General features: G+C 48.3%; 24 protein-coding genes and 1 pseudogene. 15 read left to right on the top strand and 10 right to left on the bottom strand.

Features of this window, described 5'->3' with window-relative positions:
* Positions 1-4: 4 nt before the first annotated feature.
* Together AC0YNX_RS27910 and AC0YNX_RS27905 are read left to right on the top strand one after the other, a co-directional pair.
* Positions 5-1,732: an ABC transporter ATP-binding protein gene (locus AC0YNX_RS27910; protein ID WP_475818984.1), complete on the top strand. Its 1,728-nt coding sequence runs from the start codon at positions 5-7 to the stop codon at positions 1,730-1,732.
* Positions 1,725-3,617 carry an ABC transporter ATP-binding protein gene (locus AC0YNX_RS27905; protein ID WP_475818983.1) on the top strand — a complete coding sequence of 631 codons (1,893 nt, stop codon included), beginning with the start codon at positions 1,725-1,727 and terminating at the stop codon, positions 3,615-3,617. The genes AC0YNX_RS27910 and AC0YNX_RS27905 overlap by 8 nt, the downstream gene beginning before the upstream one ends.
* Positions 3,618-3,841: 224 nt before the next feature.
* Here AC0YNX_RS27905 and AC0YNX_RS27900 read toward each other — a convergent pair whose 3' ends face one another.
* Together AC0YNX_RS27900 and AC0YNX_RS27895 are read right to left on the bottom strand one after the other, a co-directional pair.
* Positions 3,842-4,360, bottom strand: coding sequence for an SRPBCC family protein (locus tag AC0YNX_RS27900; RefSeq protein ID WP_475818982.1), 519 nt, complete (start codon positions 4,358-4,360; stop codon positions 3,842-3,844).
* Positions 4,361-4,414: 54 nt separating this feature from the next.
* Positions 4,415-4,925 (bottom strand): annotated as a pseudogene (locus AC0YNX_RS27895) (SRPBCC family protein).
* Positions 4,926-5,096: 171 nt separating this feature from the next.
* Between AC0YNX_RS27895 and AC0YNX_RS27890 the strand changes: the two are divergent.
* From AC0YNX_RS27890 to AC0YNX_RS27880, 3 genes are all read left to right on the top strand, one after another.
* Positions 5,097-5,738, top strand: coding sequence for a DUF2306 domain-containing protein (locus AC0YNX_RS27890; RefSeq protein ID WP_475818981.1), 642 nt, complete (start codon positions 5,097-5,099; stop codon positions 5,736-5,738).
* A 62-nt stretch (positions 5,739-5,800) separates the two neighbouring features.
* Positions 5,801-6,088, top strand: coding sequence for a hypothetical protein (locus AC0YNX_RS27885; protein WP_475818980.1), 288 nt, complete (start codon positions 5,801-5,803; stop codon positions 6,086-6,088).
* 149 nt (positions 6,089-6,237) lie between these two features.
* Positions 6,238-7,092 carry a sulfurtransferase gene (locus AC0YNX_RS27880; RefSeq protein WP_475818979.1) on the top strand — a complete coding sequence of 285 codons (855 nt, stop codon included), beginning with the start codon at positions 6,238-6,240 and terminating at the stop codon, positions 7,090-7,092.
* 560 nt (positions 7,093-7,652) lie between these two features.
* Here the strand turns inward: AC0YNX_RS27880 and AC0YNX_RS27875 are convergent.
* The gene (locus AC0YNX_RS27875) at positions 7,653-8,642 is read right to left on the bottom strand and encodes a Gfo/Idh/MocA family protein (RefSeq protein ID WP_475818978.1); all 990 of its coding nucleotides are present in this window, start codon (positions 8,640-8,642) and stop codon (positions 7,653-7,655) included.
* 138 nt (positions 8,643-8,780) lie between these two features.
* Positions 8,781-9,554, bottom strand: coding sequence for an HD-GYP domain-containing protein (locus AC0YNX_RS27870; protein ID WP_475818977.1), 774 nt, complete (start codon positions 9,552-9,554; stop codon positions 8,781-8,783).
* Between the two features lie 208 nt (positions 9,555-9,762).
* Here AC0YNX_RS27870 and AC0YNX_RS27865 point away from each other — a divergent pair, with 208 nt between their 5' ends.
* From AC0YNX_RS27865 to AC0YNX_RS27845, 5 genes are all read left to right on the top strand, one after another.
* The gene (locus AC0YNX_RS27865) at positions 9,763-10,542 is read left to right on the top strand and encodes a DeoR/GlpR family DNA-binding transcription regulator (protein WP_475818976.1); all 780 of its coding nucleotides are present in this window, start codon (positions 9,763-9,765) and stop codon (positions 10,540-10,542) included.
* Positions 10,539-11,312 (top strand): alkaline phosphatase family protein, encoded by a 774-nt coding sequence (locus AC0YNX_RS27860; protein ID WP_475818975.1) that lies wholly within the window; start codon positions 10,539-10,541, stop codon positions 11,310-11,312. The genes AC0YNX_RS27865 and AC0YNX_RS27860 overlap by 4 nt, the downstream gene beginning before the upstream one ends.
* Complete coding sequence (locus tag AC0YNX_RS27855) at positions 11,300-12,595, top strand: MFS transporter (protein ID WP_475818974.1); 1,296 nt, start codon at positions 11,300-11,302, stop codon at positions 12,593-12,595. The genes AC0YNX_RS27860 and AC0YNX_RS27855 overlap by 13 nt, the downstream gene beginning before the upstream one ends.
* 97 nt (positions 12,596-12,692) lie before the next feature.
* Positions 12,693-13,277, top strand: a complete 585-nt coding sequence (locus tag AC0YNX_RS27850) for a YdeI/OmpD-associated family protein (RefSeq protein WP_475818973.1) — start codon at positions 12,693-12,695, stop codon at positions 13,275-13,277.
* A 244-nt stretch (positions 13,278-13,521) separates the two neighbouring features.
* Complete coding sequence (locus AC0YNX_RS27845) at positions 13,522-14,160, top strand: 2OG-Fe(II) oxygenase (protein WP_475818972.1); 639 nt, start codon at positions 13,522-13,524, stop codon at positions 14,158-14,160.
* 52 nt (positions 14,161-14,212) lie between these two features.
* Here the strand turns inward: AC0YNX_RS27845 and AC0YNX_RS27840 are convergent, their stop codons facing one another.
* On the bottom strand, positions 14,213-14,752 hold the full coding sequence (locus AC0YNX_RS27840; protein ID WP_475818971.1) for a cupin domain-containing protein: 540 nt from the start codon (positions 14,750-14,752) through the stop codon (positions 14,213-14,215).
* Between the two features lie 285 nt (positions 14,753-15,037).
* Between AC0YNX_RS27840 and AC0YNX_RS27835 the strand changes: the two genes are divergently transcribed.
* Positions 15,038-15,502, top strand: coding sequence for a GyrI-like domain-containing protein (locus AC0YNX_RS27835; protein ID WP_475818970.1), 465 nt, complete (start codon positions 15,038-15,040; stop codon positions 15,500-15,502).
* 51 nt (positions 15,503-15,553) lie between these two features.
* Positions 15,554-17,011 carry a DHA2 family efflux MFS transporter permease subunit gene (locus tag AC0YNX_RS27830; RefSeq protein WP_475819013.1) on the top strand — a complete coding sequence of 486 codons (1,458 nt, stop codon included), beginning with the start codon at positions 15,554-15,556 and terminating at the stop codon, positions 17,009-17,011.
* A gap of 101 nt (positions 17,012-17,112) precedes the next feature.
* Here AC0YNX_RS27830 and AC0YNX_RS27825 read toward each other — a convergent pair whose 3' ends face one another.
* From AC0YNX_RS27825 to AC0YNX_RS27815, 3 genes are all read right to left on the bottom strand, one after another.
* Positions 17,113-18,111, bottom strand: a complete 999-nt coding sequence (locus tag AC0YNX_RS27825; protein ID WP_475818969.1) for a serine hydrolase domain-containing protein — start codon at positions 18,109-18,111, stop codon at positions 17,113-17,115.
* A gap of 50 nt (positions 18,112-18,161) precedes the next feature.
* Complete coding sequence (locus AC0YNX_RS27820; RefSeq protein ID WP_475818968.1) at positions 18,162-18,620, bottom strand: DUF6790 family protein; 459 nt, start codon at positions 18,618-18,620, stop codon at positions 18,162-18,164.
* Positions 18,621-18,927: 307 nt separating this feature from the next.
* Entirely contained in the window at positions 18,928-19,623 is a 696-nt protein-coding gene (locus tag AC0YNX_RS27815) for a hypothetical protein (RefSeq protein WP_475818967.1), read from the bottom strand.
* Between the two features lie 299 nt (positions 19,624-19,922).
* On the opposite strand from AC0YNX_RS27815, the gene AC0YNX_RS27810 reads away from it, so the two are divergent.
* The 3 genes from AC0YNX_RS27810 (at position 19,923) to AC0YNX_RS27800 (ending at position 24,671) form a co-directional block, all read left to right on the top strand.
* Positions 19,923-21,062 (top strand): SEC-C domain-containing protein, encoded by a 1,140-nt coding sequence (locus AC0YNX_RS27810; protein ID WP_475818966.1) that lies wholly within the window; start codon positions 19,923-19,925, stop codon positions 21,060-21,062.
* A gap of 370 nt (positions 21,063-21,432) precedes the next feature.
* A complete protein-coding gene (locus AC0YNX_RS27805) occupies positions 21,433-22,905 on the top strand; it encodes a DHA2 family efflux MFS transporter permease subunit (protein WP_475818965.1) in 1,473 nt (490 codons plus the stop codon).
* Between the two features lie 209 nt (positions 22,906-23,114).
* Positions 23,115-24,671 (top strand): ABC-F family ATP-binding cassette domain-containing protein, encoded by a 1,557-nt coding sequence (locus AC0YNX_RS27800; RefSeq protein ID WP_475818964.1) that lies wholly within the window; start codon positions 23,115-23,117, stop codon positions 24,669-24,671.
* Positions 24,672-24,807: 136 nt separating this feature from the next.
* On the opposite strand, the gene AC0YNX_RS27795 is transcribed toward AC0YNX_RS27800, so the two are convergent.
* Together AC0YNX_RS27795 and AC0YNX_RS27790 are read right to left on the bottom strand one after the other, a co-directional pair.
* The gene (locus AC0YNX_RS27795) at positions 24,808-25,518 is read right to left on the bottom strand and encodes an ABC transporter permease (RefSeq protein ID WP_475818963.1); all 711 of its coding nucleotides are present in this window, start codon (positions 25,516-25,518) and stop codon (positions 24,808-24,810) included.
* Positions 25,515-26,360 carry an ABC transporter ATP-binding protein gene (locus AC0YNX_RS27790; protein ID WP_475818962.1) on the bottom strand — a complete coding sequence of 282 codons (846 nt, stop codon included), beginning with the start codon at positions 26,358-26,360 and terminating at the stop codon, positions 25,515-25,517. Before AC0YNX_RS27790 ends, AC0YNX_RS27795 begins: the two co-directional genes overlap by 4 nt.
* Positions 26,361-26,475: the final 115 nt, after the last annotated feature.

Raw genomic sequence — 26,475 nt, 5'->3', positions numbered from 1 at the left:
AACCTTGAGCTTTCTGAAGCCGTATTTTCGCCAATTTGGTAAACCGTTCGCCGTAGCTATTCTGTTTCTCATGCTTGAAGCGTTCTGCGATTTGCTTCAGCCAACGCTCATGTCGCGCATTGTGGACGTCGGGGTCGCGAATAAGGATCTGAACTTCGTGTTCCAGTTCGGCGGCTATATGCTGCTGGTCACGGCTATCGGGGCTTGCGGAGCGACGCTGCGGAACATTATTTCCAGCCACGTCTCCCTGAACTTCGGTACCAAGCTTCGCTCGGACCTGTTCCGGCAAATTCAGACGCTGTCGTTCGATAGCATCGACAAGTTCGACCGCGCTTCGCTCGTTACTCGGTTGACGAACGATGTGACCCAGATTCAGAACTTTACGAACGGATTGATGCGCATCTTCGTGAAGGCGCCGCTAATCTGTATCGGCAGTCTCATCATGGCGATTCGCCTCAATCCGCCGCTATCTCTTGTGCTCGCCGTTGTGGTTCCGCTCGTTGCCGTGCTCATTGTGTTCAATATGCGGATCGGGTTTCCACTCTTTACGCGCGTGCAGCAGGCGCTCGACCGGGTGAACGGCGTATCGCGGGAGTATCTGTCTGGCGTTCGCGTGGTCAAAGCGTTCAATCGGTTCGAATATGAGACCGAGAAATTCGGGGCCGTCAACGATTCGTATCGCCTTGCGTCCACACGCGCGATGCGCATGCTGTCCATCTTCAGCCCAGGCATCATGCTGACCGTTAACTTCGGTATTGCCGCGGTGATCTGGATCGGCGGCTTGCGCGTCGATGCGGGTCATATGCAGGTCGGCCATATTATCGCATTCATTAATTACATGACTCAGATTCTGTTCTCACTGCTTATGATCTCCAACGTATTCACCATGTTCGTCCGGGCAAAAGCATCCGCGGAGCGTATCGGCGAAGTATTCGCGGAGAAAGATGCGATGGCGTGGAAAGACGGAGCGGGCGAGCGGGCTGCTTCCGGTAGCGTCGAGTTCAAGCAGGTTTCCTTTGCTTACTCCCAGTCAGAGACGGTGCTTCGCGATATCACGCTGAGCTGCAAGCCGGGCGAGACAGTGGGCATTATCGGTTCGACAGGCTCGGGCAAAAGCACGCTCGTCAATCTCATTCCGCGCTTCTACGACGTCGCGAGCGGGAAGATTGAAGTGGACGGCGAGGATATCCGTGACATAGAGCCGAAGCTGCTGCGTGAGCGGATCGCGATCGTGCCGCAGAAGACGGTGCTGTTCACCGGCTCCATTCGCGACAATCTGCTGTGGGGCAAGGAAGGCGCGAGCGATGAAGAGATGGAGCGGGCGGCACGCATGGCACAGGCGCATGAGTTCATCATGGATACGCTGGAAGGCTATCATACGCTGCTTGGACAAGGCGGCGTGAATCTATCGGGCGGTCAGAAGCAGCGGCTGTCCATTGCGCGGGCGCTCGTCCGTCAGCCTTCTATTCTGATCCTGGACGATTGTACGAGTGCCGTCGATACGTCCACGGAGTCGCGTATTAAGGAAGCGCTGCGTGAATATGCGCAAGGGCTGACCTGTATATTGATTGCGCAACGGATGTCCTCGGTCATGGACGCGGACCGGATTATTGTGCTGGACGGCGGGGAGATCGTCGGCTCGGGTACGCATGATGAGCTGATGCAAGGCTGCGTCGCGTATCAGGAAATCTATCGGTCGCAGACCGGCAAGGAGGCGCATGCCAATGTCTGAGTCGGAGCAGAAGAAACGCGGGGAGCAGGCAGCGGCTGGGGCTAACGCATCCGCGCCGCCTGTGGTGAACGTCCAAGGCAGAGGCGGGTTCATGCAGCGCGGCCAGGTCGTGAAGCCGAAGAACATGCAGGCGACGGTTAGACGCCTGTGGTCGTATCTCGGCAAGGAGCGCCGACTGCTGTCGGTGATTTTCGTTATTGTGTTGGTCGACTCGCTTATCACTCTGTCGGGCCCGTATTTGATCGGACGGGCGGTTGATGCGATGACGATGACCGGAGCGGAGGGTGGCAGCGCCGTTGACTTCGGCTTGCTGCAGTTTGTGCTCATCGCGCTTATCGCATCCTACATCTGCGACGGCGGGCTGACGTTCCTGCAGGGCTGGCTCATGTCAGGCGTATCGCAGCGCATCGTTGGGCGGCTGCGGGAATCGCTATTCGCGAAGCTGCATAAGCTGCCGATCCGCTTCTTCGATACGCGGACGCATGGCGAGCTGATGAGCCGGATGTCCAATGATATCGACAACGTCAGCAACACGATTGCGCAGTCTGCCGTGCAGATCATGACCGGCTCCGTCGCGATTACGGGCGCGCTCATTATGATGCTCATCCTTAGCCCGCTGCTGACGCTGGCAAGCTTAATCACGGTGCCGGCCGTGTTCCTGCTTACGCGGACGATCGCGCGGGCGACGGGTCCGCTGTTCAAGGAGCAGCAGAACAAGCTCGGCAAGCTCAACGGGCATATAGAAGAGACGATCTCAGGCATCCAGATCGTAAAAGCATTCAATCGCGAGGAGAAGGCGATTGACGAATTCGAAGCGGTCAATAACGAGCTGCGCACGATCGGAATTAAAGCGCAGATTCGTTCGGGATTCTTGATGCCGATTATGAACGTCATCAATAACGTGGGCTTCGCGGCGGTCGCGATTGTGGGCGGTATCTTGGCGGTGAACGGACATATTACCGTCGGGGTCATTGCCAGCTTCCTGAGCTACTCGCGTCAATTCGTCCGTCCGCTCATCGAGCTGGCGAACCTCTTCAACACGCTGCAGTCCGGCGTGGCAGGCGCGGAGCGGGTGTTCGAGGTGCTCGACGAAGAGGAAGAGCCGGCCGATCCGCCGGGCGCGGTACGGCTTGCGAATCCGCGCGGACACGTCGTGTTCGAGGACGTGTCGTTCGGCTACCGCGCCGATGTGCCGATCTTGCGGAGCGTGAGCTTCGACTCCGCCGAGGGCACGAGCACGGCGCTCATCGGCCCGACCGGAGCGGGCAAGACGACCATCGTAAACCTGCTCACCCGTTTCTACGATGTGACGGGGGGCTCCATCCGCATTGATGGGCGCGACATCCGCGACTATACGAAGGATAGCCTGCGGCAGGCTTTCGGCATCGTGCTGCAGGATACGTATCTGTTCTCCGGCACGATTCGGGAGAACATTAAGTACGGCAAGCCGGCCGCGACCGATGCCGAGATGGAACACGCGGCAAGGCTCGCGAATGCAGCTCCATTCATTCGCAAGCTGCCGCTTCGGTACGATACCGTGCTGGCGGAGAATGGCTCGAACCTCAGCCAAGGGCAGCGCCAGCTGCTCGCGATTGCGCGGGTCATCCTCGCGGACCCGTCGATTCTTATCCTCGATGAGGCGACGAGCAGCATTGATACGCGGACCGAGCTGCACATTCAAGATGCGCTGCGCGGCGTGCTGCAGGGGCGGACCAGCTTTGTGATTGCGCACCGCTTGAATACGATCCGCGATGCCGACACCATTATGGTCATTGACCACGGCAATATCGTGGAGCGGGGCTCCCATGACGAGCTGCTGGACCGGCAGGGCGTGTACCATCGCATGTTCACGAATCAGTTCGGGGCGATTTTGGGCGAGGGGTAAAGGGTAAAGCAGCGGATAACGGTGATTGGTGAAGCTGACAGAACATATGTGTTCTCTCAGCATTGTAATAGCCACTGTTGCGAGGTTGAGAGCGCGTATTGGTTCTCTCGGAAGCGATTTGGCCCGAATATACGTATAAAAGAAAGCCGAGAGCACGTATGTGTGCTCTCGGCTTTTTATAGTGTTACAAATATTGCTGAGAGCACGTATGTGTTCTCTCGTGATTAAGCTTGCTGCGTTGCGAGGTAATCCTCGAGCTGCTTGAATGTGCCGCCGAAGCCTTGCTGCATGGATTCATGCATCGCTTTGAAGAATGCATGCTGGGTATCGCTCGCATTGTGCGGGCCGCCTTGGAGCGTAAGGGTCGTCTTGCCATCTTGCTCCGTTAGCGTCAGCGTGTTCATGATTTCTAGCGGGAATTGGTCAGAGAATGGGGGCTGGATCGTGTTGCCCTCAGCATCGGCGAAAGAGTTCGTGAATACGAGCTTCTCCGGCGATACGATCTCGTAATAAACGAATTTGCCATACATCTTGTTGCCATCAGGCGCAGTCATCCCAAAGTGGAAGATGCCGCCCGGTTGTACGTCCAGCTTGATCACTTCCAGCTCAAGGCCAGCCGAGCCCCACCAGTGCTTCAAATGCTCGGCTTCCGTCCATACTCGGAACACCAGTTCACGCGGTGCGTCGAATGTACGTGTAATCATAAGTCCGCTTTCGTTCGTTGCTTGATTATTCGTTGTCATTGTATTTATGCCTCCATAGGATTGCTTTTTATTATGCTGTGACAGGCTTGTCTCCTAGCGCTGCGCCGCCACGTAAACTTCAAGCTGATCGAACATACTTCCGAAGCCTTGCTGCATGGAATCGAATAAGGATTGGAAGAAGTCACGCTGAGCAGCTTCCGCCTGATGAGGGGTGCTCTGAAGCGTTAGAATTGTCTGGCCGTTGCTCTCCGCGAACGTCAGTGTATTCATCACTTCCAGCGGGAAATCCGGTGCGATAGGAGCGGGAACGATGTTGCCTTCAGCATCCGTAAACGAAGAAATGTAGACAAGTTTCTCTGGTGCCACGACTTCTTGATAGGTGGTTACTCCACATGAAGCTGCCATCAGGGAAGCGCATGCTATAGTGGAACATACCTCCTGGACGAACATCCAGTGTCAGTACCTTCAGATCCAGCTCGGCCGGTCCAAACCATTGCGCTAGATGCTCGGCTTCCGTCCACACTTTAAACACCAACTCGCGCGGCGCGTTGATAGTGCGTGTAATGACAAGCAGCTCTTGGTTCGTTGTTTCGTTATTCGACATTTCCATGCCTCCTGAAAGTGAAGTTCTTGATTTGAATATACTTTAACAGGAATATTCCTGTCAAGGAATATAAGGTGGTTATTTCTGCCGTGGAGATTTGGTGCTTGTCAGCGGGCAGCGGAATCTCATACGCTAGCATTAGTTAATTGCCGTAATTGGAGAGTGGTGTCTATGAAACAAAGCAAAAGCTGGTGGCTGCTCGTCATCGTCAGTCTCGCTGTCATGATCCCGTTCATGGCGCCGTATATGACGCTGAACCCTGATGCAAGCCGCGTTGAAGTTACTTCGAAGACGGTGCAGTACCCTGCGCTGGTTGCGCATATCGGGCTTGCTTTTGTCGCGCTGGTGTCAGGCTTCGTGCAGTTTATCGGTGTTATTCGGAAGCGCTATCCGAAGGTGCATCGCTATGCAGGCAGAGTCTACGTCGCGAGCGTCTTCAGCAGCGGCGTGCTCGCATTGGTCGTGATCGGTTATGTAGATGATTTCTCGAAGGCGGTATCTTTTCTCGCGCTCGCTCTGCTGTGGCTCATTACGTGCTGGCAAGGCTACTGGGCAGCGGCGGTGAAGAAGGACTTCCAAGCGCATCGCATCTGGATGATCCGCAGCTTCGGCATTACGCTCGTGGCGGTGTGCGCGCGGCTACTGGTACCTGTCTTGTTCCTGACCTATTATGTGCTGAATGGTCTGTCCGTACCCGGCGGTAAAAACATGATGATCGAGAACGTGCTGAACGTGAATATCTGGGCGGGGCTCGTCGTCGAGATCGTTGTTGTGGAGTGGCTAATTGTATCGAGGCGTGCGGGATCGCGCTAGTTGAAAGGGGCTCCGACACCGGTTGGCCCTCTGATGGGATGGCGGAGTCGCTGAAACTTCCGATGACGGATTTCGTGAAAGCAGAGATGGCAAAAGGGGACAACGAACAAGGGCTGAGCATATCGCTTGAGAAGCTGCCTGAGTTTGTTTCGGCGAATCGCCTGTTCCTCGTTACGTTCGATAATGATCCGGACTTCGTAACGGAGGTTAACAAGAGCAAGCTGTGGAATAACCTGCCGGCTGTTAAAGCAGGGAAAGTCTATGCGGTCAATTCCGATCTATGGTTCTCCTATGACGTCATGTCGATTAACGCTCAGCTGGACGACGTAGTGAAATTGTTGAATAAGTAATGGGTTCGTAGATACAGAGCACAGCTGGAGGTTGGCTGGAGCTCTGTATTTTTTGTAGGGCGGGTTGAACCGGTGGAGAGGCGAAGAGGGGCTCCGTTGATGTATAATCTAGTTATATAATCGTAATCTAGAGGAGGCGGTAAAGCTCTATGAAAAATATCGTATCGTTAAAATGGTTGCTCGCTCGCATGTATGAATCGGATATCGTCATCGTCGATTGCCGTTTCCAGCTCGGGAAGCCGGAGTCAGGCCGTGAGGCATATACGGAATCGCATATTCCAGGCGCTGTATATTTGGATCTGGAGAAGGACTTGTCCGCTCCGATCGAAGAGCACGGCGGACGCCATCCGCTTCCGGACATCGCGGAGCTGACGGTTACGCTGAGCCGTGCGGGAATTGGCAACGCATCGCGCGTTATCGCGTATGACGACCAGGGCGGCGCAATGGCTTCGCGCCTCTGGTGGCTGCTCAAGTACATGGGCCATGAAGAGGTCTATGTGCTTGATGAAGGTTTTACGGCTTGGAGGAACGCAGGGTTCCCGGTATCAGCGGAGCAAAAGGTGCTCATCCCTGCGCAGTTCTTGGCGACGGTGCAGCATAACCTGCTGGTGGAAGCCGATGAAGTGCGGGAGAAGCTGGGTGATGCAGCGGTGACCCTGATTGATTCGCGCGAAGCCGCACGTTATCGCGGCGAAGTGGAGCCGATCGACCGCGTAGCCGGTCATATCCCAGGCGCAATCAACCGCTTCTGGGCAGAAGGCCGCGACGCGGATGGCAAGTATAAGAGCGCGGAGGGACAAGCCGCGCGTTTCCAAGATCTGCCAACGGACGGCGAGACCATCGTGTATTGTGGGTCTGGCGTGACTGCGTGCCCGAACGTGTTGGCGCTGCAGGAAGCGGGCTTCACGAACGTGCGGTTGTATGCGGGGAGTTGGAGTGATTGGATTAGTTGGTCCAACAACCCAATTGCCGTTGGAGACGAAGAAGTGCTGAAAGGCCAATAGCAGTATGTACATTGCTGATACAGAGCACGGTGAGATAATTGCCGCTGCTCTGTATTTTTTATGCGCCGAAGTCAACCCGGAGTCAACAATTGGCTTCAGAAAATGTTAACATTGTGGCTGTCCAGAATGTTTTCTCACAATTGTTTTATAACTTGTTCAATGTTCCCCGAACATAGATATGCATTGAATCAACAAATGAAGATTATTTTAGAACAAATCAACGAAGAGTCAACATTTAAAGTTGAGGGTTAACCAAGCTGAGCCATCTCACTAGTAGGGTGAAAAATTCATACTTTCTCTATTTTAAAAGCTAAAAGAGATAACTCTTCATAGGCGTTTTTATTCCGATTTTTGAGCCACAATGTGCCCGACGGTACATAGGCAATCGCCTTCGGATAGCCACTTTCGCTACAGCCCGATTTATGTCCAGACGACCTCCGGGCGAAGCAGTATAGCAGTAAGTACAAAAAAGGCCAGTGCTCCTTCTAAGGGTGCTGGCCTTGTTATTGTACTGCAGATTATGAAAAATTAGGACATCCTTAGTTAATTAAGTAAACGGATTAGTCTTGTAGCTCGGATAAGGAGACTGCGCGTTTCTCAGCCACAGAAATATAAGCAGCTTCCACCACTCTTGTCAAATCGGTTGCCAGCTCGTTGTTCTCTTCGGGCAGCGTGTTGTTCTTAATATGGCCGACCCATTGCTCAATTGCAGTAGGCAGATTAGGAAGATGATCGACTGTAATCCACTCTTGTTGTTCCAGCCTGTTGCTGCGAACACGAACCACGTCATCTGGTAAACCGTAAAGGAGCGAACCCTCTGTACCGTGAACTTCAATGCAGAATGGCGAGTGAGGAGTGAGGTAACCTGATTCAAGAATGCCAAAAGCACCGTTCTCAAAGCGAATCGTTATTGTTGCATTGTCTTCAACTTTTTTGCCGGTAAAGTAGCCAATGCTGGCGGTAACACTTTGCGGCAACCCAAGGAGATAACGAGTTAGATACACGGGATGACAGAGATCGATAAGAGCGCCACCTTGGCATTGCTCAGGATTGTAGAAGTGATCCGGCAACCAATTTCCAGTAGTGCCGTCATGCGCATTACGAACACGGACTTGAGTCAGTTGGCCGAGTATGCCGGAATCAATCACCTTTTTAATCGTAGGTGTATAGTGTTCGTTCAAGCGGAACATCGAAACAGTCAATTTGACGCCGGCTTCACGTATAGTGGCTTTAATTTCATTCACTTCTTTTAGTGTAGCAGCCAACACTTTTTCTGTGAATATATGTTTACCTGCGCGAGCAGCTTTCACCATCACTTCGCGGTGAATATTTGTTGGAGTATCAACGACAACTGCATCGATATCCGTACGGGCAAGCAGCTCATCCAAATCAGCAAAAAATGGAACGCCCAGTTGGTCTGCGTTCTCCTGCCCGCGTGCAGGTAGCTCGTCCCATATTGCAGCTAATTCTAGGTTTGGGTTCTCCTTCACTTGGTTCGTATAATCCCAAGCATGTACATGCCAATAGCTAAGCATTGCTACGCGAATCACTGAAATTCCTCCTAATCGTGTATATGATGTTGAGACCTATTCCATTGAACCATCTCTAATTATGAACCATAATTGTAACACTGCACAATTAAAATTTCTGTACCGAGTCAACGAGCGGTGTCGATTGCATTTTCCACGTTATACAACAATATCCTGGATGTGCAGCTGTTGATCATGGCTAAGATCGACAAAGGAGTCGCCTACCTTGACCAACGGATTGACAACATCATGGGGGTTGATAAATACCACTTCCCCTTGTTGGCCATTAGTCAGCGTAACCTTTCTGCCAATCAGGCTCTTTATCAGGTTATTCAGGAAAACCGCGACAATCCTTGGTGCCAATTCGCCAAAGAAGCCTTCGCGCATTTGACTGACAACTTGAAAAAAAGGCAGTGGTTCGTGATACGGCCTCTTGGAAGACATGGCATGGAATACATCAGCGACGGCAACAATTAGACTCATAGGATCCACTTGATGTTCCTTTAGCTTTAGAGGGTATCCTTTTCCATTAATACGCTCATGATGCTGTAAAGCTACAGTTGCAACACGAGGACTTAAGCCTGTCGTTTCCTTAAGGATTTGATAGCCGTAAATCGTATGACGTTTCATTTCCTCGAATTCTTCATTTGTTAGCTTACCCGGCTTTAATAGGATCTCTTCGGATATTCGAACTTTTCCCACGTCATGCATAATTGCTGCTAGAGACAATAACGAAATCTCCTTCTCGTCCAATTCCAACCACTTACCAATAAGCGTGGACAATACGCCCACTCCAATGTTGTGCTGATGGGTATACTCATCCTTTGCTTTGACAGACTCGAATAAGTGAAAAAGATCATGATTTTCCGATACCTGTTGAATAAGCGGAACCAGTTCGTTCTTAATCTCCAAAACTGGAATTTTCGTTTTCACTTGAATCTGATTAAACAGCTCTTTTGAATAATGGGTTGCTTTTTTTATTATGATTTCGGATGATTCTATTTTTTCATCAGAAATTTGTCGTAATTATCTGGGCTAATGATGTTGTTGTTATAATCGACAGTTGGATGGAGCGGATGCTCTTTACAATTTCTTAAAATATAGATAAGATCTATGTGTAAATGTGAGGAGTTGGTTGTATTTGTTTGCGAATGAACGTCGTGCAAAGATCGTTGATATGCTAGAGAAGCAATCATCGATTACAGTGGCGGACTTGATGACGCAGTTCCAAGTATCCATCGAAACGGTTCGTAGGGATTTGGAGTTTCTTGAGAAGCAGCAAGCGTTGAAGCGCGTACACGGCGGGGCTGTGTCCATCTCGAAAATGAAGAAGCTGGATAAGCTCGAAAGTCGTCTGTCGGAGAACAACACCCTGAAACAGGACCTTTCCAAGATTGCAGCTCGATTTGTCAGAGAGAATGATACGATTGCGATCGACTCAGGCAGCACCGCGCTGGAACTGGCACATTTACTTAAAGATAATTATCGTCGTCTTACCGTCGTGACCAATTCTCCGGAAGTATTTCAGATCGTATCCGAGGCCAAGGATTTTGAGGTCATTCTAATAGGCGGGCAATTTATGCGTGAGGAGCAGGCATTTTACGGTCACCTGGCGCTCGATGCGGTTCGGCGTCTGCATTACTCCAAAGCGTTCGTGTTTCCGAATACGATTTCTTTGCGTCAAGGGGCTGGCGTGTTCGTTCATGAGTTATTCGAGATCCAGCGTGCTTATATTCAGAATGCGGACGAAGTGTTCATCCTTGCAGACAGTTCCAAGTTTGAAACGACCGCCACCATCAAGCTATGCGATTTATTGCCATCGTATCGAATCATCACAGACTCTAATCTGCCAGACGATCTGCTGCAGCTTTACAGGAAAAGAGGAATCCAGGTACATAATTCTGAGGAGGGACTTGTATGAGTGAAAAAGTATTGCTGATCTCGATAGACGGGATGCGTGCTGACAGTCTGGAGAAGGCAAACCATCCATTTATCGCAACAATGATGAACAATGGAAGTTTTACGCTACATGCGCAAACGGTTATGCCCAGCGTGACGTTACCCTGCCATATGTCCATGTTTCATAGTGTTCCGCCAGAGCGTCACGGCATTACGACGAATATCTATACTCCTCAGGTGAGACCGATCGACGGGCTATGCGAACATCTCCGCGCCAACGATAAAATATGCGGTTTCTTTCATAATTGGGCGGAGCTTCGCGATTTGACGCGCCCAGGCTCCTTGGCTTTCAGCTGCTATAGTTCTGGCGATATCGATTATGAGAAGTCGAATCAATTCCTGACCGATTCTGCAACCGACTACATCAATAAGGAGAACCCGGATTTTACGTTCTTATACTTAGGCAATGTGGATGAGGTTGGTCATCGATACGGATGGATGTCCGATGAATATATTACGTCCGTTTATGATTCATGGGCATGTGTAGAGCGGATTGAGGGCGCCATACCGGAAGACTATACCGTTATCGTTACGTCCGATCATGGCGGACATGGGCGTGGACATGGGACAGATATGCCGGAGGATATGACCATTCCGATCCTGATTCTAGGGAGGACAACAGCATCGGGACAAGATATCGGTCCAGCGAGCATTCTTGATATTGCGCCTACTGTTGCCTCTCTGCTTGGGCTACAAAGCAATAAGGACTGGGAGGGCACATGCCTGCTCTAAAAGGATCGGCCGAACTTACACAAAAACAAGTTTACCTATTCAGCCTTCTGTGCTGCTTGGTATACGGCACCAGCTATCTCACACGATATAATTTGATGGCGGCCGTCTCCGCCATCGCAGACTCATTAGAGGTATCGAATCAGCTTGCCGGTTTGGCCGTGATCGGCAGCTTTATTGCATATGGGATCGGTCAGCCGATCTTCGGCGTACTGGGGGACCGTTTTCATCCGCGCGTTCTTATTTTTACCGGGCTGTTATCAACGGCTTTTTGCAATGCTCTCATTGCTTTCACGAACGATATAGTAGCTTTGATCATCATTTGGTTTCTTAATGGCTTTTTTCAATCGATGCTTTGGCCACCGCTTGTCCGGATCATGTCGCAGCATCTTACCAGGGAACAATATAGAAAGACGAGTGTTGGGGTCACAACGGCGTCCTCCATTGGCACAATAGCGGTATATTTGTTGGTGCCTTTAAGTATTATGGTATCCAGTTGGCGCTTATCGTTCGCGGTTCCTGCGCTCATTGGAATGTTGGTGGCTTTTATCTGGCTCTTCTGGACAAGAGGATATGGAGATGAGGCTAGAGTCGGAGAGCAGGAAACCGCCCTTCAGCAGGAAAATTCGAAGGCAACCAATATGCCGACCGGCGATAAAGGGCTCAGAACGCTTATCGCGGCTTCGGGAATAGCTCCTATCTTGTTGGTGGTTGTGTTTCAAGGGGCATTACGCGACGGGATTACGACATGGATGCCATCGTATATTCAGGATGTTTATCACATCGAGACCTCGTTATCCATACTGACTACCATTATTCTACCTGTTTTTTCCATATTGAGTGTGTACATCGCAGCTCACGTCCAACATTACGTGGCTAACGAGATAAAGACTACCGTGTATTTGTGGGTTATTGTCGTTGCAGCCACTTTGGCACTCGAGATGTTATTCGCTTCGAATGCCATCGGATCCGTGCTGTTGATGGCGATCCTGATGGGATGCGTTCACGGCATCAACCTGATGCTGATTAGTCTCGTACCAACGCATTTTGTAAAATATCGAAAAGTGTCGACAGTTTCAGGGTTAGTGAATGCATTCGCTTATTTGGGAAGCGCGGTATCCATTTACGGAATTTCGGCGCTAACGGAATGGTCCAGCTGGGGATTTACCATTCTTGTCTTAGGATGCATGTCCATAATAGGGCTGATTGTCAGTATGTTGTGCGTGAGGAAGTGGGGAGCGTTTGCGCGACTATCAGAAGCTGCGCACACGAGGATCCAGCTATAGACAAGCTTTGTAATTATATAGACTGAAAAAACCTCCAACCGGAGGTTTTTTGCGTTATGATTAGGCTAAAATGTTCATTTAGGCGGGAGGTGTGAAAATGACAAAAAAAGCAGAACCGTTGCCGATTCGGCTGTTCCCGAATGCGGAGGCGTTCGAGGAATGGCTGGCGGTAAATTATGAGGTTTCTCCAGGGCTTAGGCTTCAGCATGGGAAGAAAAATTCCGGCGTCCAGTCCGTTTCATACTTGGAGGCGCTCGACGTCGCGCTTTGTTATGGCTGGATCGACAGCCAGAAGGAAGCCAACGACGAGAAGACGTGGTTGCAACGCTTCACCCCGCGCGGCAAGAAGAGTATCTGGTCGCAGGTGAACAAAGATAAGGTCGCTGCCCTGATCGAGAGTGGTAGGATGAAGCCGCCCGGTTTGCAGGCGATCGAGACCGCGAAGCAGAATGGCCAATGGGACGCCGCATACGCGCCGCAAAGCACGGCGGAAACACCAGAGGATTTCGCCGCCGAGCTCGAGCGGAATCCGCAAGCGAAAGCCGTATATGACGGACTTAACCGGCAAAACAAATACGCGATGCTGTTCCGTCTGCAAACGGCCAAAAAACCGGAAACGCGCGCGAACCGCATCAAGCAGTTCATCGAAATGCTCAATAAAGGCGAGAAGCTTTACCCTTAAGGTCTCTTATCGTAAGCAATCTCAGTATGCAAATTCTGAATACATCGCTATGAGGGTCATTCGCCCCGGCGATGTATTTTTTATGCTCCCAGTTCAACAAATTGCGGTCAAATCATCTTGAAGGGTTTGGACATATCCACCTTTTTCTGGAAGGTATTGCGGACTAAACGGAGAACTCTATTAACGCACGGACATAATCTTCATTCAATTATTCATGCAGTACTTGAGAGTGGAGGATGAGACGATGACCGTTAAAGAGCAGACGATTTTCAATTCGTGTGGAAACATAATCAAAACGACAGATAAAGAGATTCATATTATCGGCAGAATCGACGAACCGCTTATTTTGATATTGGAAAATGTCTTAAGTCACGAAGAGTGTGATGTACTAATTGATTTAGCTAAGAACAGATTACAGCGCGCCAAAATCGGAGGCAAATCTCACGTACAAAGCGATATTAGGACAAACAGCAGCATGTTCTTCGAAGAAAACGAAAATGAATGCATTGAAAAAGTGGAAACCAGAGTTTCCGAACTGATGAATATACCGGTTTCACATGCAGAACCGTTGCAGATTTTACATTATAAATCCGGTGAGCAGTATCATCCACACTTTGACTACTTCACATCCGAAAATGTGGTCAACAATCGCATTAGCACACTGGTGATGTATTTGAATGACGTCGAGGAAGGCGGCGAAACTTATTTCCCTTCGCTTCGATTGGCGGTAACGCCTAAAAAGGGCAGCGCTGTTTACTTTGAATATTTTTATAACGATCAAAGTTTAAATGAGCTCACGTTGCATGCGGGAAATCCCGTCGTAATCGGGGCCAAATGGGTAGCCACCCAGTGGATGAGAAGGCAGAGTCATCGATTTGTATGAGGGGAATGCGATTGTTGTGGGCAACCCTATCCTCTCCGGCATATTTGAAGGTTTATTCATATTTTTCTTGATAACCTAGAATTTTAGCGAGGGGTGCAAGTATTGTGAATATGGCTTTTTGGATATACCAAGGCGGATTAATCACCTGAATTGCATTTTGATAATATAATGCGGGAATTGACATGCGAACCAAATTAGGAGTCCCTTTCTTATTAAGTTTGCCGTCTCTTGCCCATGCGAAATAGGTTTTAAAAAATTCATCCGTATTCAATGCAGGTGAAAATCTTTGAATAGTATGTGCCTCTGTAGCATCTTCATTCCAAAAACGATGAGGTACCCCAGCAGGAATCTCGATGGAATCGCCCGGACTTAATACTTGAGTTTTTCCGGCAACTTCAAAATGAACTTTTCCGGAAATAACCTCACAGGAGCTTTTTTGTTTGGGATGAATATGTACGGGCTCTCTTTCCGTTGATGGTGGATTAAAGGTTTCAATTTCTAATAAGGATCCATTCGATTCCGCTCCCGTTATTCGAAAATACATTCTTTGTCCGGTAAAGGGATTTGTAATGTGAGCATCAGGCCTTGTCATCGGTAACCTTCTTGGCTCAATTCATTTGCTATATAATCCTATGATATTTCATGCAGAATGGAAAAGGGTGTAGAATACATTTTTTTAATATTAATATTACAATTCCTCGGTCTCAAGTGAGTAGTATGTTTGGCTTCTTTTTGTATTGAAGGGGAGCTGGCTAATGCGTGTAAACTCAAAAACAAGCGGATGTAAATTCTGGAAGACACTTCTTTACATGCGAACATATATTCGCTATAATCTTTAAAGAATAATATGATCATGTGTTAAGGAGGCTTACAGCGGATGGAAACGTATCAAGCCGAAACAATCGAAATGGATGAGCTTCAATTGGTGGGATACTCGATTGTCGCCAGTCTGAATGGGATCATGGAGACCAAGATTGTCGGAACGCTTCGTGAGACGTTGGAGAAGCGTTCATCTGAAATCAGCAACAAGAAGCGGTCCGGAATATTTCTCGTGCAGATCTACAATCAGGAAGGTGAATGGACCTTCAATACACCTTTTCAGCATGTGGTCGGTTATGAAGTGGTTTCCGGCGGGGAGATCCCGGAGGGCATGACGGCGTACAAGGTACCTTATAAGCGGTTTGTCAAAATCACACATGTCGGCGCAGAATCGAAAATCGGCGATACCTATGATTATATCAATCGAACGTTCGGCCATAGGCGAGTCGATATGGAGTATTGGGAAGATATCCATGCTCTGGACAACGAGAACAGCCGCATTGATATTTATTTTCCTGGTTAGGAAGTGCGACAATAAGGAGGAAGCGGATTTACAATGGAAGCTCAAGCTGTAATGAGTGTAGAAGGGCCAGATTTGAGCAAAATCAAACGTGCCCCGATTGTTATTGCGCTGATTATCGGCGTATTCGTTGCGATTTTGAACGAAACGTTGCTAGGTAATGCTTTTCCGGATTTAATCTCGGCGTTACATGTAACGCCTTCTACGATTCAATGGCTATCTACCGCCTACATGCTGGTGGTCGGCGTGCTCGTGCCGGTAACCGCAATTCTGCAAGAATGGTTTACGACACGGCAAATGTTTATCGGTGCGATGACATTATTCCTAATAGGTACGATTATTGCGGCGGTTGCACCGGGGTTTGAAGTATTGCTGGTAGGGCGTGTCGTGCAAGCGCTCGGTACCGGGTTAATGCTACCGGTTATGATGAACACGATTCTAGCGATTTTCCCGCCTGAGAAACGCGGAGGAGCGATGGGACTGATTGGCCTTGTAATTATGGTAGCACCGGCAATTGGACCAACGGTATCGGGTCTTATTCTTGATCATCTTGAATGGCGCTGGATGTTCTACTTGGTTATTCCGCTTGCGGCATTCTCGATTATTTTTGCGTCCATTTATATGAAGAACGTATCCAAGATTACTAAACCGAAGGTTGATATCCTGTCGATCATTCTATCGACGATTGGCTTCGGCGGTGTCGTATACGGATTTAGTAAGTCGGGTGACCTTGGCTGGGGCGATCCTCAAGTGTATGGGTTGGTTACGGCAGGTATTCTCGGTATTCTGACCTTTGCTGTACGTCAGCTGAAGCTCAAAAGTCCGGTTATGGATATGCGTGCGTTTAAGTTTCCCATGTTCACTCTCGTTACGGTGCTCATGCTCGTGATGATGATGACGTTGTTCTCGACGTTGACTTTGCTGCCGTTGTACTTGCAAGGTCCACTTATGTTGACGGCTTTCACTTCGGGTCTGATTATGCTGCCAGGCGGCGTTGTCAATGGGATGATGGCGCCGGTAGCCGGCATTTTGTTTGATAAGTTCGGCCCGCGTATACTCGTTATTCCAGGGCTTGCTATCGTAGTAGTCGCGGTCTACATGTTCACTGGCGTGGATATGGAGACGACGAAAGGCTACCTCATCACGGTGCATATTATATTGATGATTGGTATATCTCTCGTGATGATGCCAGCGCAGACGACGGCGCTCAATCAGCTGCCGCGTGCGCTGTATCCACACGGCTCGGCAATAATGAACACTCTTCAGCAGGTCGCTGGCGCAATCGGAGTGGCGTTGTTCATCAGCATCATGTCCAACGGCACAAAGGATTATCTCGCGAAGTCGAGCAACCCTGCAGATCCGCTCGAATCGTTAAAAGGCATGGTTGAGGGCTTACACAATGCGTTCTTGGTTGGCCTTTACATAGGTGTTCTTGCGCTCGTAATCGGTCTGTTTATTCGCCGCACGAAGCCGCCTGAAGGCGAAGAGCAGCGCCAAAGCATGGGACATTGAGAATCATTTGAAGAGATCAAAAAGGGATTAGCCTTGCAAGACCGCACATGTCGTGGTCTTACAGGGTTAATCCCTTCTTCATTTTGCTCAACAGTCGCAGCTCACAGCTGCATACAGCTTAGGATAGCCTGGTAATACTTTGTAACGCTAACTTGATCGTAGTTACTCAACAAGATGACGGTATGCCCGGTGTCGAGCATTCGTACCATCTTCGAGCAATAGCCGTCGATGCCGCCATCATGGTAGACAATGGTCTGGGTTCTGCCGTTAATGGTCTGCTCTTCGATATGGACGCCGAGTCCATAGCCGTTTAAATGAGGTTTAAGCATAACTCGCAGCGCTTCTTCGGGTAGAAGGCTCCCCTCGAAGAGTGCTGTGCACCACTTGAATAAATCCACAGTCGTGGACTGTATGCCTCCTGCGGCAAAAGGAACCACCGGTGCAAGTACCCGCGCAGGCACGGGCTGCGGTTGCAGCGCTGCGTAGCCCCTTGCCTTATTCGGGCTATCCACGACCATTGGTGCGTAGAATGTTCTATTCATGCCAAGCGGCGCAAAGATATGCTTTTTCAAGAACTCGCCATACGTGTGACCGGATACGGCTTCAATCAGCATGCCCAGCAGGATGTAGTTGGAATTGCAATACTTGTACACTGTCCCCGGAGTCGACTCCAAGTCCATATCTTTGAAATACATAAACAATTGCTCAGGCGTCGTAATTGCATCAAGATTGTCCCAAAATTCAGGGAGCGATACATGCTCCGGGATACCGGACGTATGGGTCAGAAGCTCGACGATCGTAACATGGCTCCCTCGTTCATACTGTGGGATGTACTTTCCAATGTGATCAGTGAGCGTAATGCGATGCTCTTGAACGAGCAAAAGAATACATGCGGCGGTAAATTGCTTGGTAATAGAGGCAATATAAAAGAGGGTGTCATCGTTATGTCTTCGACCGGATTCAAAATCTGCCATTCCGTAGCTGCGGCTAACTAATACATCGTGATTTTTTGCAATAAGGATGCTGCCGTTGAACGTTCCAAATAATGAGTCAGTACGGTGCAGCTCATCGATTCTGCGGATTAGTGCCAGATCAGACATAACATGACTCCTTGGCGATTTATTTTGATAACCCAGCGTTCGTGTACGATTTAATTAAGCAAGTAAGCCGCCATCAGTATGGTGATCCACAAGTCAGACACTAGAGCAATAGTCTCGTTCGTACTGGAAGGGCGCTTAACAATGTGCTGGATCGCAGCGAAGGCGAAGTACAGGCCTCCAATGAATGCCGCGGCCATCCGCCAATCGGGCAGCCAAAGCGAGAGGATGCTTCCGAATCCCATGCAGATATTGGCGAAGCCGAGTTCGCGAACAATCGGGTAGCTCTCCGCATTCTTGATATGGAAGATCGCTTCCGCGGTAAAGGCTGGGTTTAGCGTTTGTCGCAGTCCGGCTGTGAATAATCGAACACCGACTGCCCAGAACAGGAACCATTTTCCGATAAGGGCCATATCGAGGGTGACGCCATCGTGCGTAGACTCGATTCCAATGGATGCGGCAGGTAGGATGAGCATGAATGCGAGGATAACGTATAGATAGAAATGCTTCACAAGAAGAGCCTCCATTCTCTAGGGTGATTTTCTGGGATTGTTAACCATTGCCTCATCTTGATTGTCATGATCGCGGACCATTATGTCAATATCTTGCTATTAACGGAGCTGTAGGGAGAGATGCATGGAGGCATCATTCTGGTCGCGGTTCAGGTAGCGTGTTGGATGTCGAAATCCTACACGTGATGGGACGATGTCCGGCTAAGCACTCCTGCCCGGGTTCAACGGCATTTCGGGTCGGCAACTATTGGTTCAAGAGAACATATACAAATTACATGGTCCAATCAGCCACTTCACTAATAGAGAATTAGTTACTGCAACTGTTAGGCTTTCTATTGAGCCCACTAATTTTTAATAGCTTGTTTGAAAGGCCGATATCATAACATAACCCTTTCGAGTTAACTTTATATCCTATATACTGTGAGGCATATATTTGCCACCAGTTTTTGAGTGCAAACCTATCGGCTTCGTTCTTTGGATGATTATTTTCATCTAGAATTGTAGTGACCTTTATTGGGTTGTTTTTATCAAACCACTGGTACCTGTTAAAAAAAGATTGAATTGCAGCATACTCTTCAGGAGAAAATTTGTCCTGTACCTTATCTAAATATTCTTGCCATTTATCATTTGATAGTAGTACAAATGGTTTTAGCATCAGAGTATTAGGCATTAACTCAACGTTATCATCAGGAAAGGATACAATGTTATTCTTTAATGGATAATTTTTTAGTAATTTCTCAGCTGTAGAATCATATGATTTGCTTTCAACATAAATTCTTGTCATTTCAGTATAAAGAATTCCTGCTGCATTTTTAGTTTCTTTAGATTCTGTTATATTATTCTGAATATATATTGTTATTAGTGTTAATAGAATGCCAATTGGCGCTGCTATTATACCTCCAATTAACGAATCAACAATTGAGCTTTTTCCAATTCCCTTTTTCTTAGTGCTAGCCCAAACAAGATAGCAAACTAGTGCCATAGAGACTACTAAAACTATCAATGCGAAAATTAACACAGAACCACTGCTCTCTAATTTTAATTTATAACAAAAGTCAATGTATCACGGAAATAATAATTTGAAAATTGTTGGATGATAAGATGTAATAATATTTGGGGCTTTTACGGTGTACTTTTAAACTTTTTAACTTCCGATTTCAACATGCTGTAAACAATCGAATCTGATGTGAAGGTCGGACCGAACACTCGTATCCTTCATGTATACTATACAGACAAGCAAAGTGCTGTAATCCACCGCACAAGTACTTTTAGTTTCTCTATAATGATAAATAAGGAGAAAATATGTCTATAATTAGTCGCAATGAACCATGTCCATGTAATAGTGGGCTAAAATACAAGAAATGTTGTCTTGCACATGAAGGGCGATTTACTGTATTTGTGGATGAGGCTGGAAACAGCGGAGCTAACTACTTGGATTTAGACCAGCCTTTTTATGTGGTTGGAGGTTGGATAATTCCTGATTCTAAAATAGGTGATACCTCATTAATCAGTGATGTTGCTGCAGACATACGAGTTGAAGGTGAGCTTAAAGGAACCAATTTAAGTGGAAATAGACGCAACCAAGGAAAGTTCAAAGAAATGTTTGATACTATGATGAAAATGGGTTTTAAACCAACATTGGTCTTTGCAGAGAAAAAATATTGCATAGCTGCCAAGGTAATTGAAACTTTTCTGGATCCAGTATATAACAATAGAGTCACCAATCGTTATACATACGATAATTTAATGAAGAAAGAACTAGCTGAAAAAGTCTATAAGTTGTCGTTTACAAATTTAAAGGAGTTTGCAACTGCCTACCGGCTTCTGGAAGTAGAACTAATGGAGCAGGCTCTTTCTTCTTTATGTGATGAACTTATACTTCATCATGAACATGACTTAGCTAATAAGTTACTTGGGGCAACATTAGCAATAGAGCAAATATGTACATTAGAGAGAGGAAGCAGAGTGGATTTTTTACCAAATCAGGCGGCAGGAAGCTTAAATGTTCCAGCTTTTATTGCTTTTGTAAACCATTTAGAAGGATACTCAAGATCCAAAAATCATCGTCTCAAAATTGTCCATGATAAGACAAGAGCCTATGAAGAAGGATATAAAGAGGTTTACAGGCTTTATTCGGAAGCCAGAGACTTCAAGTTTCGGCTTACGGATGGAACTACTATTTTAATGGGATTTAGTCATTTAAAAGAAATTGAATTCCACAATTCACATGATAGCCGTTGGATTCAGTCTGCAGATATTCTTATCAGTGTATTAAACCGATTCTTAAAAGCAGTCTATTCTAATCAACCTTTAACCGATGAACTTATGGCCTTGGGCAACTATATTAGTCCTGCTATTATAGATAATGGCATCAAACATGGGGATTCCATTTGTTCAAATGAGACCCGTTTAAAAATTAAAAAGGCACTAAGAATTCATTGAATTAGATAACACGATTAAATTCAAGTTGCCGTTAGTGCAGTAAACTTAAGAAGAGATAATGGGATGTTAATGGAAGCGAGGAAATCTCCTCAATTAGAGCGATTGGATTATGTATGACAGGCGAAGAGTAAGGTGGAAAGTGCATAGTAGTACGCCAAAATGAAGATACAGAGCACGTTGGAGAGATTACTATGCTCTGCTTTTTTATTGGTCTGAGTTGAACAGCGGGGTTGTATTTAATCAACCAGCTTCATATGCGACAAAGCCCGAATTATTCATTCTTAAGAAATGCCACAAAATGGTTGCAATTTTTCAGTGATAATAGTACTTTTTGAAGGTAGGAGAAGCTAAAACGAAATGAGGAGAAAAGTTGTCTAATCAATCGCATACAGTTGCAACCGAGGACGGCGCGCCGTTCTCGATGAAAGCAATTATGGGTCCGCTCATGGCGATCGTCGTCGGGATGATCATGGTTATTCTGGATAGCACGGTCATGAACATTGCTTTGCCGACATTAATGGATGATTTTAAATCCTCCGTTAATACGATGCAATGGTCGATTACGGCATACACGCTGGCGCTTTCCGCGGTCATTCCGCTGGCCGGCTGGTTGACGGATCGATTCGGCGCGAAGCAAATTTTTCTAATTACGATATTCTTATTCGCAGCTGGCTCGCTTCTTTGTTCTTTTGCCGCGACGCCTGAACAATTGATTATCTATCGCATTATTCAAGGAATTGGCGGAGGCATGGTGCAGCCGATCGGTATGGCCATCATCTTCAAGCTGGCACCTCCGAACAAACAAGGCGCCGTCATGGGAATGCTCGGTATTCCAATGATGCTCGGACCGGCGCTCGGCCCTGTGCTGGGTGGTTATTTGCTGGAATACGCGACTTGGCACTGGATCTTCTTGATTAACCTGCCAATCGGTGTTGTCGCGATTCTGGTCGGTCTTCGCTATCTGCCGAAAGTAGAACGCAGAAGCGTTCCGGCGCTCGACCTCTGGGGCATGCTGCTTGCACCGATCGCGTTCGCTACCCTTTCTTATGCGGTCAGCGAAGGCGGCAAGGACTGGGGATCTACGAAAACGCTAATCAGCTTAATCGTGGGTATTGTCGCTCTGGTCCTATTCATCATCGTCGAGCTTCGCCATAAACAACCGTTGCTCGAGCTGCGTGTATTTAAATCCACGGACTTCACGATCGGCATCGTCACGTCGTGGTTAATGTTCATGGCCCTGTTCGGATCGTTCTTGTTCGTGCCGATGTACATGCAGCAGGTGTTTCATTATGCGCCTCTGAAGACCGGCTTTATGATTCTGCCGCAGGTCGCAATGACTGGCGTATTCATGCCAATCGGCGGCAAGCTGTTCGACAAGTTCGGAGCTCGCCTCGTTTGCGTGATCGGGATCGCTTTTGTCGCGGTAGGCATGTTCTATATGTCGCAAATTAAGGCTGATTCTGGGGCCGGATTCGTGATTATCGCGACGATGATTATGGGCGTAGGCATGGGCTTGTCCATGATGCCGGTGAATACGCACATTCTAAAAGCTGCTCCAAGACGGCTTGTAGACCGGGTAACGCCGCTTACTTCGGCTGCCCAGCAGGTCGTGGTTTCGTTCGCCGTAGCAGGATTGGCAAGTTACCTGAGCACGCGAGTTGTGGATCATATGACTACTTCAAAAGGTGATAAAGCCGTCTCACTCGTGGCTGCCTTCGGGGATACGTTCTTCATCGCAGGTTGCATCGCGGTTGCCGGCGCTATATTGGCGATCGCACTAAGGAAGCCGAAAACCTCGGAAGAGGGCGCAGAGGGCGTCCACGCTCCTGTCATGATGCATTAAATGATTCCATGCACGACAATAAAGGCTGAGGAGCTCACCGCTGTGGTGGGTCTCCCGGCCTTTTTTCTGCATAAAGTGTTTTAGCGCATCCGTGAAATTGGGGTAAGGTTACAAACAAAGCTCGAACGTTTCTGTGGTACAATGATTCGAGTTAATCCTGCAAGGATAAGTTGTAATTCAGGTGCATATATGAATGGAGATAGAGAACAATGAGTTTGTTGACAGTGGAGCAATTATCGCATACGTTTGGCGACCGAGTGTTGTTTAAGAATGTGTCTTTCCGTTTGCTTGAGGGTGAACGTGTCGGACTGGTTGGAGCGAATGGTACGGGGAAATCCACGCTTATGAATATTTTGACAGGCAAGCTGTTGAAGGACGAAGGTAGATTGGAGTGGACGCCACGCGTTCGTTACGGTTACTTAGACCAGCATACGAAGCTTGAAGCGGGCAAGACTATTCGAGACGTGCTCAAGGATGCATTCCAGCCCTTGCTTGTATTAGAAGAGGAGCTTAATGATATTGCCGCGCAAATGGGCGATGCGGACCCGGATACACTCGATCAATTATTGGTGCGTATGGGAGAAATCCAGGAAGAGCTGGAAATCGGCGATTTCTATCTTATCGACGTGAAGATCGACGAAATGGCCAATGGTCTGGGTCTTAATGTGATTGGGCTGGACCGCGAAGTTACGGCGCTTAGCGGCGGGCAGCGGACGAAGGTTCTGCTCGCTAAGCTGCTGCTTGAGAAGCCTGGCGTCCTCTTGCTGGATGAGCCTACGAACTATTTGGATGAAGAACATATTAATTGGCTGACGAATTATTTGAAGAATTACCCGCATGCACTTATGCTTATCTCTCATGAAACGGGTTTTATGAACCAGGTCGTTGACGTGATCTATCATCTTGAATTTACGAAGCTGACCCGCTACTCGGCCAATTACGAGAAGTTTCTGGAGATGTCTCAGCTGAACAAAGCGCAGCATATCGACGCCTACGAGAAGCAACAGGATTATATTAAGAAGCAAGAGGAATTCATTAATAAGAATAAGGCGCGCGCATCCACCTCCGGACGCGCGAAGAGCCGCGAGAAGCAGCTCGACCGCATCGACCGCATCGACAAGCCAGAGGAAGCAGCAAAGCCAACCTTTAACTTCAAAGAGTCCCGTACAAGCGGCAAAATTGTATTCGAAGCAGTGGGGATGGTCATCGGCTACAGCAAGCCGCTCCTGCCCAAGATGGATATGGTGATCGAGCGGGGCGATAAGATCGCGATCGTAGGGTGCAACGGCGTCGGTAAATCCACGCTATTGAAGTCGATTCTTGGCGTCATTCCTCCGCTGGACGGCAAGACTTATCTCGGCGATTATTTATCTCCTGCTTACTTCGAGCAGGAATCCAAAGCGCCAACGATGACTCCGCTTGAGGACGTATGGGATGAATTCTCCTCTATGAATCAGCATGAGGTTCGCGCTGCGCTTGCCCGCTGCGGCTTGAAGAACGAGCATATTACACGTCCTCTTAATCAGCTCAGCGGTGGAGAGCAGGCGAAGGTTCGTCTGTGCAAGCTAATGATGCGCGAGAGCAACTGGATTCTGTTCGATGAGCCGACGAATCACTTGGACATTGTCGCCAAAGCCGAATTGAAGCGAGCGCTGCAAGCTTATAAGGGTACTGTCGTGCTTGTCTCTCACGAGCCTGACTTCTATGAGGATTGGGTAACCAAGACATGGGATGTGGAAGCTTGGGCTCTGCAGACCCAAAGGTAATATGTAAGCCTAAACGCCCGCCGTCGCACTTATCTTTCCTCACGCTCACCGTTTAAATAAACACCGCGAAGCCGTGCTCCAGCCCAATAGGGCGGAACACGGCTCATTGGTTTGTCTACGTTTCATGGCCGTCATCCTACTCATCCTTTAACCGTCGTTCATACAGAACAACCGAAACAATCGTTAATACAACCGTCCATGCCAAAATAATGAGGAGGGGCTTTAATAAATCTCCTGTCGTAAATCCTGTTTGGGGGATATTAAGCAAATGCACGAGTTGACTGCTTGGCATGTAATCCAGCACTTTGAAGACGGGATAATCATCGACAAGCAACGCTCCCCACGGTGCTCCAGTGAATATGGTCGCCACGGGCAGTATTGATATGGATGCTTCGAGCAGCGTCTTAGAGTATAAACCGCATATCGTCCCGGCTGCCGTATACAGAATAATTGAGAGTAGGACGGTTGCCGCAAACGCCCATCTACTCGCCGGCTCAAAGCCAAACAGATAGATAGCAATAGCCAGAACAACAGAAGACATGACGAAGACTAATGCGCTCTTACCGATCAGGACATCCATGGTCGTGGCCGGAGTCATCATTAAGGATCGCAGGGTGTTGCGCTCCTTTTCTTCCGCAATCAAGCATGCTTGTGCAAAGCACGTCAGAATTACGAACGAAGTATTGAGAAGGAAACCAGTGGCTTCAGGCAAAGATGATCCCGCATTTCGAAAGAGAACAGCTAAAATAATGGGGAAAACCAACATAATGGAAACCGCATAATTGCGCGAAAACTCTTTGTAATCCTTCACGAATATCGCTCGCACACGTTTCAATGAGATACTCATCGTAGCTCACTTCCTGTCATTTTAATAAAGATATCGCCTAGATTCGGCTCTTTCGTTTCCATTCGATCGATTAACCCTTGTTTCATCCAATCGGCGATTCGATCAGCTGTCCCCTCATCGATCGGGAGCTCGTAGCCTTCCCCGTTTATTAATTCCACGCGCACGACATTTTCCCGATGCTGCTTCTTAAGCTCCTTGGGCGAGCCGATGGTTTGGATCTGCCCTTGATACAGAATCGCTACACGATTGCACATCAGCTCTGCCTCAGCCATGTCATGCGTCGTTAGGAATATCGTTGTTCCATTCTCATTCAAGTGGCGCAGCCCTTTATAAATATGGGCGGAGTTTACGGGATCTAAGGCCGAAGTAGGCTCATCTAGAAATAATAATTCCGGCTCATGGATAATCGCGCAGGCCAACAGGACGCGCTGACGCATTCCTTTCGATAGAAGAGCGACCTTCTTCTTACGCTCTCCGTTTAAGTTTACAAACTGCAGCACCTTATCGATTGAAGATCTAGGAAGATCATATAATTGGCGAAACAGCTCCAAGTTTTCCTCAATCGTTAATCGCTCATATAAACCGCTGTTATCCGTCAATATACCAAAGCGCATCTTCTGTGCGGACTGATGCATCCTCTCCGCCGGCTCGTTAAATACACGTGCCTGCCCGCTTGTCGGATTTAACTGCGCCGTTAAAATTTTTATTAATGTTGTTTTTCCTGAACCACTCGGGCCGAGGAAACCAAAAATTTCTCCCTTCGGAATAGAAAAGGACACATCTGCCAATGCATCCTTCGTTCCGAATCTCTTGCGAATACGCTCTACCTGGATAACAGCCATGAACACCACTTCCTTAGCGTTGATGGCTCAACTATATATAGAATCGATGCTTCTAACCATCAAAATCCGCTGAAATGTAGCTGTTATCGCCTGAATGGTACCATTGAATGCTGGA

The organism is Paenibacillus sp. J31R98 (assembly GCF_056269245.1).
The sequence above is the reverse complement of the archived record's forward strand: the minus strand, read 5'-3'. Positions and strand labels throughout refer to the sequence as shown.